At 65.3% G+C, this 13,595-nt stretch carries 14 protein-coding genes; 7 read left to right on the top strand and 7 right to left on the bottom strand.

The genetic code is table 11. The annotated features are described in order from the left end of the window. Together VNW74_RS23305 and VNW74_RS23300 are read right to left on the bottom strand one after the other, a co-directional pair. Window positions 1-395, bottom strand: a 395-nt coding sequence (locus VNW74_RS23305) for a hypothetical protein (RefSeq protein WP_325681206.1), incomplete at its 3' end; no start/stop codon positions are given. A 180-nt stretch (window positions 396-575) separates the two neighbouring features. Continuing rightward, window positions 576-2,549 carry a heavy metal translocating P-type ATPase gene (locus VNW74_RS23300; RefSeq protein WP_325681204.1) on the bottom strand — a complete coding sequence of 658 codons (1,974 nt, stop codon included), beginning with the start codon at window positions 2,547-2,549 and terminating at the stop codon, window positions 576-578. A gap of 95 nt (window positions 2,550-2,644) precedes the next feature. On the opposite strand from VNW74_RS23300, the gene VNW74_RS23295 reads away from it, so the two are divergent. Both VNW74_RS23295 and VNW74_RS23290 read left to right on the top strand, forming a co-directional pair. After that, a complete protein-coding gene (locus VNW74_RS23295) occupies window positions 2,645-3,007 on the top strand; it encodes a metalloregulator ArsR/SmtB family transcription factor (RefSeq protein ID WP_325681202.1) in 363 nt (120 codons plus the stop codon). 228 nt (window positions 3,008-3,235) lie between these two features. Beyond that, the gene (locus tag VNW74_RS23290) at window positions 3,236-3,907 is read left to right on the top strand and encodes a class I SAM-dependent methyltransferase (protein WP_325681200.1); all 672 of its coding nucleotides are present in this window, start codon (window positions 3,236-3,238) and stop codon (window positions 3,905-3,907) included. A 165-nt stretch (window positions 3,908-4,072) separates the two neighbouring features. On the opposite strand, the gene VNW74_RS23285 is transcribed toward VNW74_RS23290, so the two are convergent. The 3 genes from VNW74_RS23285 to VNW74_RS23275 all read right to left on the bottom strand — a co-directional run bounded on the left by VNW74_RS23285 (window position 4,073) and on the right by VNW74_RS23275 (window position 6,574). Further along, window positions 4,073-5,068 carry a zinc-binding dehydrogenase gene (locus VNW74_RS23285; RefSeq protein WP_325681198.1) on the bottom strand — a complete coding sequence of 332 codons (996 nt, stop codon included), beginning with the start codon at window positions 5,066-5,068 and terminating at the stop codon, window positions 4,073-4,075. An 80-nt stretch (window positions 5,069-5,148) separates the two neighbouring features. Next, window positions 5,149-5,583: a nitroreductase family deazaflavin-dependent oxidoreductase gene (locus VNW74_RS23280; protein WP_325681196.1), complete on the bottom strand. Its 435-nt coding sequence runs from the start codon at window positions 5,581-5,583 to the stop codon at window positions 5,149-5,151. A gap of 64 nt (window positions 5,584-5,647) precedes the next feature. Beyond that, a complete protein-coding gene (locus VNW74_RS23275; RefSeq protein WP_325681194.1) occupies window positions 5,648-6,574 on the bottom strand; it encodes an NADP-dependent oxidoreductase in 927 nt (308 codons plus the stop codon). A 182-nt stretch (window positions 6,575-6,756) separates the two neighbouring features. Here VNW74_RS23275 and VNW74_RS23270 point away from each other — a divergent pair, with 182 nt between their 5' ends. The 3 genes from VNW74_RS23270 to VNW74_RS23260 all read left to right on the top strand — a co-directional run bounded on the left by VNW74_RS23270 (window position 6,757) and on the right by VNW74_RS23260 (window position 7,936). Then, on the top strand, window positions 6,757-7,188 hold the full coding sequence (locus tag VNW74_RS23270) for a MarR family winged helix-turn-helix transcriptional regulator (protein ID WP_325681192.1): 432 nt from the start codon (window positions 6,757-6,759) through the stop codon (window positions 7,186-7,188). A 2-nt stretch (window positions 7,189-7,190) separates the two neighbouring features. Continuing rightward, window positions 7,191-7,514, top strand: a complete 324-nt coding sequence (locus tag VNW74_RS23265; protein ID WP_325681208.1) for a VOC family protein — start codon at window positions 7,191-7,193, stop codon at window positions 7,512-7,514. Between the two features lie 68 nt (window positions 7,515-7,582). Then, window positions 7,583-7,936, top strand: coding sequence for an NAD(P)-binding domain-containing protein (locus tag VNW74_RS23260; protein ID WP_325681190.1), 354 nt, complete (start codon window positions 7,583-7,585; stop codon window positions 7,934-7,936). A gap of 452 nt (window positions 7,937-8,388) precedes the next feature. On the opposite strand, the gene VNW74_RS23255 is transcribed toward VNW74_RS23260, so the two are convergent. Then, window positions 8,389-9,312 (bottom strand): hypothetical protein, encoded by a 924-nt coding sequence (locus tag VNW74_RS23255; RefSeq protein ID WP_325681188.1) that lies wholly within the window; start codon window positions 9,310-9,312, stop codon window positions 8,389-8,391. A 241-nt stretch (window positions 9,313-9,553) separates the two neighbouring features. Between VNW74_RS23255 and VNW74_RS23250 the strand changes: the two genes are divergently transcribed. Continuing rightward, entirely contained in the window at window positions 9,554-12,103 is a 2,550-nt protein-coding gene (locus VNW74_RS23250; protein ID WP_325681186.1) for a hypothetical protein, read from the top strand. Beyond that, window positions 12,100-13,068 (top strand): hypothetical protein, encoded by a 969-nt coding sequence (locus tag VNW74_RS23245; RefSeq protein WP_325681184.1) that lies wholly within the window; start codon window positions 12,100-12,102, stop codon window positions 13,066-13,068. Before VNW74_RS23250 ends, VNW74_RS23245 begins: the two co-directional genes overlap by 4 nt. A 185-nt stretch (window positions 13,069-13,253) precedes the next feature. On the opposite strand, the gene VNW74_RS23240 is transcribed toward VNW74_RS23245, so the two are convergent. Further along, window positions 13,254-13,595, bottom strand: a 342-nt coding sequence (locus VNW74_RS23240; RefSeq protein ID WP_325681182.1) for a DUF2255 family protein, incomplete at its 5' end; no start/stop codon positions are given.

Here is a 13,595-nt window from a genome sequence, read left to right as displayed (position 1 = left end):
GACACGATCGCCCCCGGGATGTCCTTGGGGTGCAAGTGGGTGCCGGCGATGTCGTCGAGGTCGACCTTCCACACCACGCGCACTCCCAGATCGATCACCCGCCGGCGGGCCTCTTCGAGCGAAGGCATCTGGAATATGGCCATGTAGCCGCTGTCGGATCCGCGACGGGCGAGATAGCGCCCGGCGGTGGTGTCGGGTTGTACGGGAGAGACCACCTCCACGAAGGTGTCCCCAACGGGAAATACGGCGTTGATCAGCCCGAACTCTCCGACCCCCGGATCGTGGAACGGATCCGGCCAGCCAAACGTCTCCTGGAGAGCGGTGGCGGTCTTCTCGCAGTCGTGGGCGACCAGCGCCACCTGGCGTAGACGAGGACCGGGCAATGGGTCTGGCATAAGCACCCTCCCATGGCGGAGACGTACGACCACCGTACCTGGGCTCCAACGGAGCGTGCCCTACGTCCTGCCAGCACCGAGCTCGGCCATCAATCGACATCTTCCTTGCAAACCCGATGACGGTAATATGCGGCTGCTCAACGGGCTTCAACCCGCGTCCTTATGCATGTGTGTTGCGGTCTAGGCGGTCGGTGCGGGGACGGTAGTCCAGGCGCGTTGGGCGAGGAGGCGCATGCCGTTGAGTCCGACGATGACGGTGGATCCTTCGTGGCCGGCGACGCCGAGGGGCAGCGGTAGGTGTCCGAGAAGGTCCCAGAGGACGAGTCCGGTGATGAAGGTGGTCGCAATGGCCAGGTTGGCGATCACGATGCGGCGGGCGCGGCGCGATAGTGCGATCACCGCGGGGAGGGTGGCCAGGTCGTCACGGACGATGACGGCGTCGGCGGTCTCGAGGGCCAGATCGGATCCGGCGCGGCCCATCGCGACGCCGGTGTGTGCGGCGGCTAAGGCGGGGGCGTCGTTGACGCCGTCCCCGACGAGCAGCACGCGCCGCCCGGCGTCCTCAAGCTCGCGGACAGCGGTGACCTTGTCTTGCGGCAGCAGCCCGGCGCGGATGTCGGTGATTCCGATGTGCCCGGCGAGTGTGGTTGCGGCGCGGGCGTTGTCGCCGGTCAGCAGGACCGGTGCGGTGCCGGTGAGTGCGGTCAGTTCGGCGACGGTGTCAACGGCTCCGGGGCGCAGTTGGTCGGCCAGTGCCAGGATGCCGGCTGGGACACCGTCGGCGACGACGATGACTACGGTTTTGCCGGCGGCTTCCAAGGCGGCCACCGCGGCGGTTATTGGCCTCGAGGTATCGGCGTCGGACAGCAGGTGCCGGGGGCTGCCGACTTCGACGCTGTGACCGTCGATGTTGGCACGGACCCCGCGTCCGGGCGCCGAGTCGAAATCTTGGGCCGTGGGCAGCCGTAGGCCGCATTCGGTGGCGGCGGCCACGATCGCTCGAGCCAGCGGGTGTTCGCTCGGGTGTTCGGCTGCCGCGGCCCAGGTAAGGATGGTGTCGGAGTCGTAGCGCGCCTCGTCGAGTGTTTCGACGTCGGTCAGTTGGGGTGCACCCTGGGTCAGGGTGCCGGTCTTGTCGAACGCCACCGCGGTGATCGAGCCGAGTTGTTCCATCACGACCGCGGATTTGACCAGGACGCCGTTGCGTCCGGCGGTGGCCATCGCGGCCAGCAGCGGCGGCATGGTCGCCAGCACCACCGCGCACGGGGACGCGACGATCATGAAGGTCATTGCTCGCAGCAGCGCGGGCTGCAGCGCGGCGCCCAGGGCGAGCGGGATGAAGAACACTGCCAAGGTGGCGGCCACGACGCCGATCGAGTAGTACTGCTCGACCTTCTCGATGAACAACTGGGCTTTGGCTTTGGTGGCCGACGCCTCCTGCACCATGGTCACGATGCGCGCGATGACGGTGTCGGCAGCGGCTCGGTCGATCCGAATCCTTAGCACCCCGGTGCCATTGAGCGTGCCGGCGAACACCTCGTCGCCGGGGTTTTTGGCCACCGGTAGCGGTTCACCGGTGATCGACGCCTGATCCACGTCGCTGGCCCCGGAGATGACCTGCCCGTCGCCGCCGATCCGCTCACCGGGGCGTACCACGATCAGGTCCCCGACCGACAGAGCGGCCGCATCGACCACCGTCTCGTCTCCGGATTCGGTGATCACGGTGGCACTCTCGGGGGCCAGATCAAGCAGGCTGCGCACCGAATCGGCGGTTCGCTGAGTCAGAAACGCTTCCAGCGCACCGGATGTGGCGAAGATGACGATCAACAGTCCGCCGTCGAGGACTTGGCCGATCGCGGCGGCCCCGATCGCGGCCACGATCATCAGCAGATCGACATCGAGCGACTTTTTCCGCAACGCCTGCAGTCCGGCCAGCGCGGGTTCCCACCCGCCGGTGACATAGCAAGCCAGATACAGCGTCCACCATGTCCACGCTGGCGCTCCACCGAACTGGGCAGCCAACCCCAGCACGAACAGCACTGTGGCCACCGTCGCCCACCGGACCTCGGACAGCCTGAACGGACGTGTCCGGGCCGTCGGTTGACGATCGGCGGCAACGGCCGCGCGGGAGCGGTCCAAGACCGGAGGCGACATCGGGAACTCCACATGTGGGAAGACGGCAGGACATCGCCCACGATACAGGAATATATGAACACGTCTTCATAAGATCATTCGGGTAGGATGCAGCCATGGGTCACGGCATCGAGGGCAAAACCACCCCGCCCGCGCAGCTCGACGCCGAGTCGGCGGCATCGGTCGCCGCGACGCTGCAGGCGCTGGCGACACCGAGCCGGCTGCGGATCCTGACCCGCCTGCGGCACGGCGCGTGCTCAGTCAACGACCTCTCCGCAGCTGTGGAGATGGAACAGTCGGCGGTCTCCCACCAGTTACGACTGCTGCGCGCGATGGGATTGGTCACCGGCGCCCGCAACGGACGCAGCGTGATCTACGCGCTTTACGACAACCACGTCGCAATGCTCCTCGACGAGGCCGTCTATCACGTCGAACACCTCGGACTTGGCGTCCCCGACGAACCCTCCGCCACCGCCTAAAGGGCTGGCGTGCCCCGGGCGCCCTAGTCACCAGACTGCGCCCAATTGTGTCGCGGATTGTTCTCGTCAGGGTGCTAGTTGGCACTCGGAGTTTTGCTTGTCAGGGCCATCGACGGCGACGTCCGACTAGTGGCCCGAACGCGGCGCGTCGCGTTCGACGGCGGGGCCGCCAATTGGTCCAGCAACTCATTACTTGAAATTTCATGTAGATCTATTACCGTGGAGCCTATGACTACATCGGGCTCGAGTTCCCCTCAAGAATCCTCCGGATCGCTCGTCGATTTCGATGCCCTCTACCGCGGCGAAAGTCCGGGCGAGGGCATCGCGCCGGTGACCACACCGCCATGGGATACCAACGCGCCCAGCGAAAGTGTGATCGGATGGCAGACCGGCGGCTGGGTCCACGGTGATGTCCTGGACATCGGCTGCGGGCTCGGCGACAACTCCGTCTACCTGGCCGAGAACGGTCACACTGTGACCGGGTTGGACATCTCACCCACCGCCCTGGCCACCGCCGAACAGCGGGCCCGGGACGCCGGCGTCGAGGTGACGTTCGCGGTGGCCGACTCCACCAAGCTCGACGGTTACACCGACGCGTTCGACACTGTGGTCGACAGTGGCCTGTTCCACAGCCTCAACGACGACGGCAGACGTAGTTACGCCGCCGCCGTGCACCGAGCCGCCCGGCCCGGCGCCACCCTGTTACTCAGCTGCTTCTCCGATGCCAACCCAATCAGCACCGAAGGATGGCGCCCGGCGGTGTCCGAAGAAACGCTGCGCCAGGTCCTCGGCGGCGCCGGTTGGGACATCGTGTCTCTGGAGCCTGCCGCACTGCGCGGCGAATTGGACGGCGCACCTGTCGAAATGGCGTTCTGGTACCTGCGCGCGCAACGGCGCTGAGCGACCCGGTCCGCGCCCGTCCGATCGCGCTTGGGCAACCCCTCGAGGCATCGGGCGAGCAGGCCTGTCGGCGGTCTGTCGCCCGATGCCTTCGCCATACCGTCGACGGCGGACCCGCCGGTCAGCGTCATGACCCAGGCTCACCCCGCTGGCGCTGTGCCTGGGTCAGGTCCGGACGATGACGGTGCCGGTCTTTCCGGGACGGCCGACGTGCTGGACCGCATCGGTGATCTGGTCGAGGGCGTAGGTGCCGGCGACGTCGAATTGGTCGGTTTGTGTGCTGGCGATGGCGGTGACGCCGGCGATGTCGGAGGCGCGCCGTTCCGGCGAGACGCTGCTGAGCCAACGACCGATGGACAGCCCGCGGATACCGATTTCGCCGCCCAGCAGGTTCGCTGCATCTAGAGGGATGTTTTCTTCGGCCATCGCTCCGTAGCTGATCAGCGTTCCCCCGGAAGACAATACGGAGATCAGCTGCCCGGCGATCGTGCCGCCGACGGGATCTAACGCCACCGGGATTTGGCGGCCGTGGGCAATGTCACGAATCTGCTGTACCCAGTCGGGGCTGTCGGTGGAAACGACCGGCACGTTCGGGTGGCGGGCGCCGAGTTCTCGGGCACGGTCGGCACTGCGGACGACGCTAATCGTGGCGATGTGATGGTGCTGCGCGCTGGTGGTGAATAGCCGGCCGACCGAGGAGTTGGCTGCATTGTTGATGATGATGCCATCCACTCCGACCGAGAAGTGTTCCTGGGCAGAACGGTAGAGCAGCAGGGCGGTGAGCGGATTGCACACCATCTGCGCGGCGACATCGTCGCTGACCGAGTCCGGAACGGGGACGGCGACTTCGGCGGAGACGTTGATGCGCTGTGCCCAGGAACCGGGGTTGGGGAACACGGTGACGCGGGCGCCGACCGGTGGGGTGCCGACCCCCGGTCCGGTCGCCACCACGACGCCGGTGGCTTCCAGGCCCGCGACGGTGCGCTGTCCGGGCTGCGGTGGGCCGAAACTGGCGCCGATGAGGTCACCGGGGTGGATCGGGAATGCACGCACGTCGACCTGGACGTGTCCGGGTCCCGGCATCGGCGGATCGGCGATGTCGGTGGCTTGCAGAACATCGGCGGGGTCGCCTGAAGAGGCGTAAGTGATGGCGCGTATCACCAGTGGTCATATCCTTCTATATCGGTGCGGCAGTGCAGCTGCCAGCCGATACGTTTCGGCCGGCTCGACCGCCGGTACCGTCATTGGCGCGGTTTCGCCGCACCGATGGGCGTAAGTGCGATAACCGGGATGATCCGTGACGTCATGCGCTGGTACTCAGCGAATCCCGGATGCCGCTCGGACTGCAGCGCATACTTCTCGTCGCGTTCGTCGCCCCGCAGTTCGGTGGCATGCACGTCGACGATGTCGTCGCCGACCTCGATGCGGGCGTCAGGATTCGCCTTCAAATTCCAGTACCAGTCCGGGTTGTCGTCGGAACCGCGGTTGGAGGGGAACACGAGATACCGGTCGCGGTCGGCCATGTACATCATGATGTTGGTCCGTAGCTTCCCGCTGCGGGCGCCGACGGAATGCAGGACGACCAGCGGCGCCCCCTCGAACGGCCCGCCGACGCGACCGTGGTTCGCGCGGAACTCGGCAATATTGTGCGCGTTGAAGTCCTGGCCGTCGCTCATCGTGTCTCCTTACTTTGAGTGATTACTCGTACCGATCCGATAACCCGTTTGCTGCCTTGGCTGTTCATGGCTGCAGCACAAGCTTTCCGCGGGTGTGCCGCCGTTCCAGCTCCCGAAATGCGTCCCGCACATCGCCGAGGGCGAACACTCCGGCGATCGGTACGTCCAGCTCGCCGCGTGTCACAAGGTCGGCCAGCTCGGCGACCACCGCCGCGGTCGCAGCATCAGCGCCGCCCGCTGACAACACGCCGTACTGCTTCACGGCCGCGAAATCGGCTATGGTGTCGACCTTCTCGCGCGGGACATGGAGATCGTCGACCGCCATGGCGACATATCCACCACCAAAGAAATCCAGCAGGGCGTCGATGCGCCCGGACGGTGCGGCGGCACGCAGCCGGGCCGAAAGGTCGTCACCATAGTTGACTGGGACCGCGCCGTGGTCGGCGAGCCAGTCATCGTTGGAGGGGCCGGCGATGCCCAGGACGGTGGCCCCGGCGCGTCGGGCGAGTTGCACCGCGATCGAACCGACACCGCCGGCCGCGCCCGCGATCGCGACTGTCTGTCCCTGTTCGAGGCGCACCGCCCGGACCGCGGCATAGGCGGTGGCGCCCGCGACAAACAGCGACCCGGCCACCTCCCATGACACCTCCGGCGGCTTGGCGGTCACCTGGGTTTCCGGCACTGTCACGTATTCGGCGTGGCTGGACCGGCGCATCGAAAATCCGATCACCTCATCGCCCACCGCGAAATCGGCTACCCCGGTCCCCGTTTCGACCACTACCCCCGCCAAATCGCTGCCTTGGCCGGAGGGAAAGGTGGCTGGGAACTGGTCGTCCAGGACGCCGCTGCGAATCACCGCCTCGCTGATGTTGATGCCGGCTGCTCTGACCTCAACCAGAATCTCACCGGCGCCCGGGACTGGGCGGGGTACCTCGCGCACATCGAGGACATCGACGTCGCCGTACGAATCGAACTGCACTGCTTTAGACATGAGCACCACAGTAATAGACTTAGATGAAATTTCAAGTACTAAGCGGGTATGCCGTTGACTCTATGATGGAAACATCAAGTTAGGGGTTTACGCTTGACCCTATGAGTGACGGTCCTAACGCAGCAAATGCTCGCTGGCTCAGCGAGACTGAGCTAAGGGCGTGGCTCCCATTTAGTGCGACGATGATGGCCCTGACAAGCGCTCTTGAAACCCAACTGCGGCGCGACGCGAAGCTGTCACTGTTCGGCTACTTCGTACTCGCGGGGCTGAGCGAGGCACCCGACCGGACGATGACGATGACCCATGTCGCGCTGCTGGCAAGCGGATCCTTGTCACGGGTCTCGCATGCGGTCTCGGCGCTGGAGAACCGGGGTTGGGTCACCCGGCGGCCCGATCCCGAGGACGGCCGCATCACCTTGGTGACACTCACCGATGCCGGCCACCAGAAAGTGACAGAGAGTTCACCCGGTCACGTGGAAACCGTCCGCCGCTTGGTGATCGATCCGCTCACGCCGCAGCAGCTGCGCCAACTGGGCCGCGCGTCGGACGTCATCCTGGCCGAGCTGAATACAACCGGAGAGCGACCACTGTGGGAGGACCGGCTGCGAGGGTGACGATGCCCGGCGCCGAGCGCGATCTCGGCGCCGTCCGGGCGATCAGCGACGACAAGCCGACGGTCACCCTGGAGGCGCCACGTGATCCGGACCGGGTCAGCAGCTTCCTCAATATCCGGGTCAAAGACATTGCGGCTGTGTACGCCGAATGGAGCGCCCGGGGTGCTCAATTCCTGACGCCGCCGAAACAGCACCAGTACGAGATCCGTTGCTACATACGCGATCCTGATGGCCATTTGATCGAAGTGGGACAAACGACGGACCCAGAGGGCGACTGGGCGCCCGCTCAATGGCCATCGAGAGCGCCCGTTGAGGAGTATGAGTGAATGCCGAGATCGCCAGCGATGCCGCGGGCCGCGGTTGTTAGTACTAGAACGCTGAGGAGTATTCGGCCATGACCACCGCGATCATCGGCACTGGCGGGCTCGGATCGGTCATCGCCCGCCAGCTCGCCTCCGGCGGCGAGACCCTGCGGCTTTCGAGCGCCAATCAGTCGGCACGAACGCTGGCTGCCGAGATCGGTCGAGCTGCCGTCGTCGGCGTCGACAACCGCGACGCGTTGCGGGGCGCTGATGCCGTCGTGCTCGCGTTGCGCTTTCCCGCCCTGACGGAGGAGACGAACGACGTTGCCTTGTGCGTCCGTGGCGAGCGGGTTGCTCGGAATGACTACGAGCTTGTCGATCAGCGGGTCGGCGATCTCGTTGATGACGCCGTGATCGGTTCACCGCTCCGGCCGGAGAATCTGTAACCGATGATGCGACTCGTATGTGACACATGACTCGACTCATCACGATGGTGGAGCTAAGGGGACTCGAACCCCTCTCTTGACCAGGGAAACGCCGTCTCAGCTGCGGTTTCGCTCCATCTCGTTCCGATTTAGTCCCGCTTATTACCTGCGGTTTCGTTAAGAGTCTTGACGGCGTCAAGAGCCGTCGGCCGAGTCCACGCCTCAGCGAAAAGCGTGCCGCGGCACCACGGAAAGATGACCTAGCTTTGCTCATCAGCCCGGCAGTCCGGAGATCTGACCATTCGAGTCGCATGACTGGTTCGGGCCCAACGGCGCCCCCAGCTTTGTGGGTCCACGTTGAAGTCGGCAGGCGCCGGGTTCGACATGATCAATGCAGCGGCAATGCCCGTCGCGTCTTAAGGCCCTGAGGCCGAGAACTCGGAGCCGGACTACGACGAACGCACGCCGAGTTGTCAGGGGGCCAACGACACCGCGATGACCTTGTCGCTACTCATGTCGTTGGCATACAGCGTTTTACGGTCGGCACTGAAGGCCAGATAGCCCGGAGAACCGTCGACGGGTATGGTCTCGACGATCTGCGGTGGGACTGTTGTGGTGTCGAGCACGTCGACGCATTTACCTGCGCCTGAGCTGACGTAGGCGCGGGTGTCGTCGCCGATGAGGCCCAGTGGGTCCAAATGAACATTGATCGAACTCGCCAGCATCGTTGTGAGATCGATGACGCGAAACAAGCCCGCGACTTCACTGATCCAGTGCACCATGTACAGCCGGTCGCCGCGTGGTGGCAGGAAGACCCAAAATGGGTTCTGGGCGACCGGAACTCGTGTCACCGCGGGGGGCGTGACCGTGGTGTCGATTACCGAGATCAGCTTGTCGTTGGGATGCGCCACGTATACCCGTGAGCCGTCGGCCGAGACGACCATCCCGATGGGGATGAGGCCGAGGTCGATCTCGTCGACCACCGTATTGGTGGTGGCGCTGATCTCGAGGACGCGAAAGCCTTCCTGATCACACAGGTAGAGCCCGCCGCGGCGGGTGTCGGCCAGTCCGGACGGAGATATCTGGTTACCGTTGAAGGTACCGCACGGAAAGCTCGCCGTCGCAGTCTGCGACGTCAGGCTTACCACGGTCATCGACATGTCGGAGCCCTTGAGCACGTAGAGATTCGGGTCGGACGCGGCACTCGCCGCATCGACGACGGCCAACCACCACGGCCCGTCTCCCACGTCGATGCGACCGGTGACGGTATTGGTATCGGTGTCGATCACGACGACTTGGCTGCCGCTCTCGACGGCGACAAATACATGGTTGCCGTACGTCACGAGATTTTCGGACTCGGCCCCGACGGTGATTTCGGTGATCTGATGTGACCCCATGTGGTCTATCGTAACGACGACAACAAGTGCACACCGGGCATTTACGACCGCCGAGAGGATTGCGGCACAACCCAAGCCGAAAACCGACGTTCAACTCAACCTGAATGCACATTCGGTGAATTCGCTATGCCTGCTCGCTGGCTTGGCATGCGATTGAGTGGAATAGCATGCCGGACCTCGACTTCAGCCGTATGCTTTCAGCCACTCGCTGCGGCGCGGAGGGATAACCATGGATTTGTCGATGGGCGATGGACCATGGCCGGTTTCGTGGGAACCGGCGGTAGCGTTGGCACGCAGCCGCGGCGAGCACCCCGACGCGCTGTTGCGCGATCACCGACTGGCCGCTCACCGCGTCCTGGACAGGATGGCCGCTGCGGCGGCCGAAGTGCACGACGAGGCGCTCGGCGCGCGGCAGGCCATGCGTGCCTTGCTCATCGAAACCCTAACTGCCCTGCCATGGTTGACACCGACCCGGGAACACCCCGCTCACTCGACTGAGAACAATTGCGCCCCTTGCGGATCCGAGTCTCTCGCCTCTGCCGCTGCTCACTCCTACACGGCGCCGGGGACGCTGATCAACGATGACGGTGTCAGCGGTCTGACCGCCTTGGCCCGAGCGCTGGTCGGCAGCGACGCCGCCACCGCCATCCGCCGCCTGGCAGCGGCCGCGCGAGCCGCCGAGGGGCGCATTCCCAATCTTTTTCCCGGCGCGCAGGCCGACTCCTCGGCCGATTTGGCGCTGCTCGCGGGAGCCCCAGTACATCCCCACGAGACCCGCTCGGGCCCCACGTTGGCCGAGGCGCACACCCTCAACGGCGCCTTCTGGACCAATCTTGTTCGCACCGTGTCACTAACGACGGTCTCCCCGTGTCAAGCCACGCTGGACAGATTGAGTCTCGACGACTTGGACGAATACCCGCCGCCGACGGGCACGGCCACCAACACCACCGGGATAGGACGCGTCGACGTCCCCGACCCCTGCGGCCCGGCTCCGCTGATGACCATCCACGGTCAGGGGTTCGGTGCCCAGCGGCCTTCCAACATCAACGTCATCGTCGCCACGTGGGATACGCACGCTTCGCAGCTGGTCTACCAGATCGCCCAGAACGTGAGTTGGGCCGATGACACCATCGTCGCCCAACTCACCTCAACCGTCGTACCGGGATACGCCGCGTTCGCCGAGCTAAATTTCGTCAAGGAATACAACGACTGGGCGGACGCCCGAAATACTCGGCTCACCAACAAGATGCATGCGAACGGCTGCCCCGGGCGCTGGACCGTCGAGGTACATCTGGCGCTTAGCCCCGATCCCAACCCAGCGGCCGCCTACCACGCCGGTGCCCCCGTGTTGATCGGGCAGTTGTCCCCCACAATCGGCTCAGCCCAGATGTGGGACGCCGACACAGTGCATCTGCATGCTGGCGACACTTTCCGGATTGCGTGGCGGGTCTACGGCGCCGACACATTCGCCCTTCGACCCGCGGATGACGTGAGCGGCGGTGCCGCTGAGATCCTCACCGCGGCAGGCTATCCGGCATCGGGGGCGGTGCTGACGCCGCAGGACGGCTATTTGACGTTCACTGCGCCTGCGACCCCGGTCCGGGCATCGTTCGTGCTCGCCGCCGACAACGGCTGCGGCACCGCGTGGGTTGAGATGGCGATCGTTGTGACCATCCCCCCACTGGCACCGGCCACGGTGACTGTGTTCCAGGCCCTGGCCGTGGACGCCGACGTCACCGTCACTCCGGGCACGGGCGGAGAAGTTCTCAATCCTGCTACTGGCAACACTATTCCGCTGGTCGCCGGTAAGCGCACCGTTGTGCGAATCGACTGGTGGCTGGGGACCGAGCAACCGCCCTCCACAGATCTGCTCTTGGCGCAGGCATCCGTGACGGTCAGCGGAGACATGCTGCCGCACGGAGGAGTCACCCTACAGCCGTTCTTGTCCACCGCCGATTCCGCGCCGCCCGCCGACCCCATCGTTCAGGCCAGCGGGCCAGGCTTCACGTCGCTAGCGCAGTATCAGCAATGGGTTGCCGGTGGCGGGCGCACCAACCCGTTTTATGTGGTACTACCGCCCGACCTCTGCCTTGGTGGCACCATCTTGGGCACCCCGAGACAAGCGTTGACCGTCATCGATGCGACCATCACCGTCACGGTTAACGGTGGCACGGAGAGTTGGACGCTGAATGCCGGCATCGAAGTCACCTTCCATCCGCGTCGCGCGCTGACGCTGCGCTACGTGCCGTTCGCGTTGTCCGCCTCGGTCCTTCCACCTGACGACGGGCAGTGCGCCGCGGCGCTGCAGACTGCGGGAGCGCTTTTGCCGGTGCCGGACCCAGACGTCGTTAGGTTGCCTGGCCCGTTCTTGGTTGACGACGGTCATTTGATCGAGGACTTGGTGGCTCAACGGACTGCGCTGCAGGGTGCGCAATCGGATTCCTGGCGTGACGAGATATGGATAGTTATGGGAACACCGGACGAAGGGGGGGTGAGCATGGGCGAATACGTGATAGCGGCCAGTACTGATTCACTCGTCTGCGTCCACGAGATCGGGCACGAGTACCACCAGAACCACCTCAACGTTTGCGGCAACGTGCCACAAAGCGATCCGATGTCCACCTGGCCCGACAACGGATACGTGCCGATCGAGGGCTGGGACGAGTGGGACAACGCCGATGTGGCACCCGGGCGACTCGAAGTGATGGCCTACCGCTACTGCGCCGGCCCGGGATGGATCCACCCCGAGCGCTGGCGGCGCATCTTCCTGCAAGCAGGACCACCCGCATGACCAGCGTGGCGGTGACGGGCACGATCGCTCAGGACGGCACCTTCCGCCCGGGCTGGTGGAGCGTTGCGCCTGATTCGCCGCCGACCGCGAATGTCAGCGCGGACTGGTCGGTCGCCGCGCTCGATGAAGACGAACGGGTGCTCGCCGCGGCCCCGGCGGTGATCACCGAGCTGCCCTGCTCCCCCGCGGGCCCGGCCGCAAGATTCCGGGCGGCTCTCCCCGTTCCGGCTGCCGCGGCCTTCGTCGTGGTGACACACGCTGGCGCGGAGACCTATCGGCGCCCGGTGCCTCCCCCGGCCGGAGTGCACCTTGAGTTCGACGAAGCCGAGGGTGCGCTGTCATCGGGTGAACCGCTGCACGTGCCGGTAAGGATCAGCGGACCCATCGGGCCCGGCTCACATCTCATCGCGCTGTGGGAATCGCCGTTTCAACGGCCGCTGCCGCTGGGCCTCACCGACCTCGGCTCTGGAGCGCCTGCCGTCGTCACCGTCGACCTCAGCACACTTCCCGGCGGTGACGCCTGTCGGCTGCGGGTGGTTTACAACGACGGGGTGCGCACCACCGAGGTCGCCAGCAGACCTCTGGCGGTGCCCGCCCGACCGGCCACGCCCGTTATCGAAGCCCCCGCATCCGGGCACAGCATGTCCGAACACGGGTGGCTGAGTCTGCGGGGACGATTGGACGGCGACGGCGACCCCGCAGCCTTGCAATGGCTGCTGGACGGCACCCCGATCGGACGCGGGGCCTGGGTCGGGCACGCACGGCCGGGCGTCGGCCGCCACACCCTGACTCTGCGCCACGGCGACGAGTCGGCATCGATTCCCATCACCGTCACCGCCGCCCCCGAGCCGACCGTGCCGCCAGCATGGCAGCCACCCTGGCGCAGCCGTCCGCTGACCAAATACGGGACACCTGCGCGGCCAACGAGTTTCGGCAACCGACCGGAGTTTGATGGACGCGATTGACGTCATTGCACAGTGGCAGAGCCTGTTTTGCAATCACGGTGCAGACGAAGACGAGTCCGATCCCTATCTGTGGACGATCGGAGTGGTCTTCGACGGTTGTCGCGATGACCAAGACAGAGCGTTTCAGCGCCTCCGCCTACGTCCTAGTGCCAGCTGCTGAGCGGCAGGGTTAGTCCCGATCGACGTCACGTTTGCGGGATCAACCGCGACGTCGTTGAACGCGCCCGGTCGGAAAGCAATAGGGGCAGTGACGGATCCGCTGAGTATTTTTGCCGGTAAGCCTCGTCGACAGCAGCGATCGAGACAGAGTCCCTATCCAGGATGAGGCTGACCTTGTACTGCACACCCTCCGCGTCGACGTACGCCTGCGAGCCAGTGGCGTGGCGGTACCAGAACCCGTTCTTCCCGAACCCGGATCGGACATACAAGTCGTCGCCGACTCGTACGACCCAGACCGGAGTCCAGCGGTTGTATCCGCCACCCGTACGTTCGCTGCTGATACGGATTTCCTCCCGATCGCCAATTTC

The sequence above is a fragment of the Mycobacterium sp. genome (genome assembly GCF_035570115.1).
Lineage (GTDB): Bacteria > Actinomycetota > Actinomycetes > Mycobacteriales > Mycobacteriaceae > Mycobacterium.
This window is presented reverse-complemented; position numbering and strand designations above follow the sequence as displayed.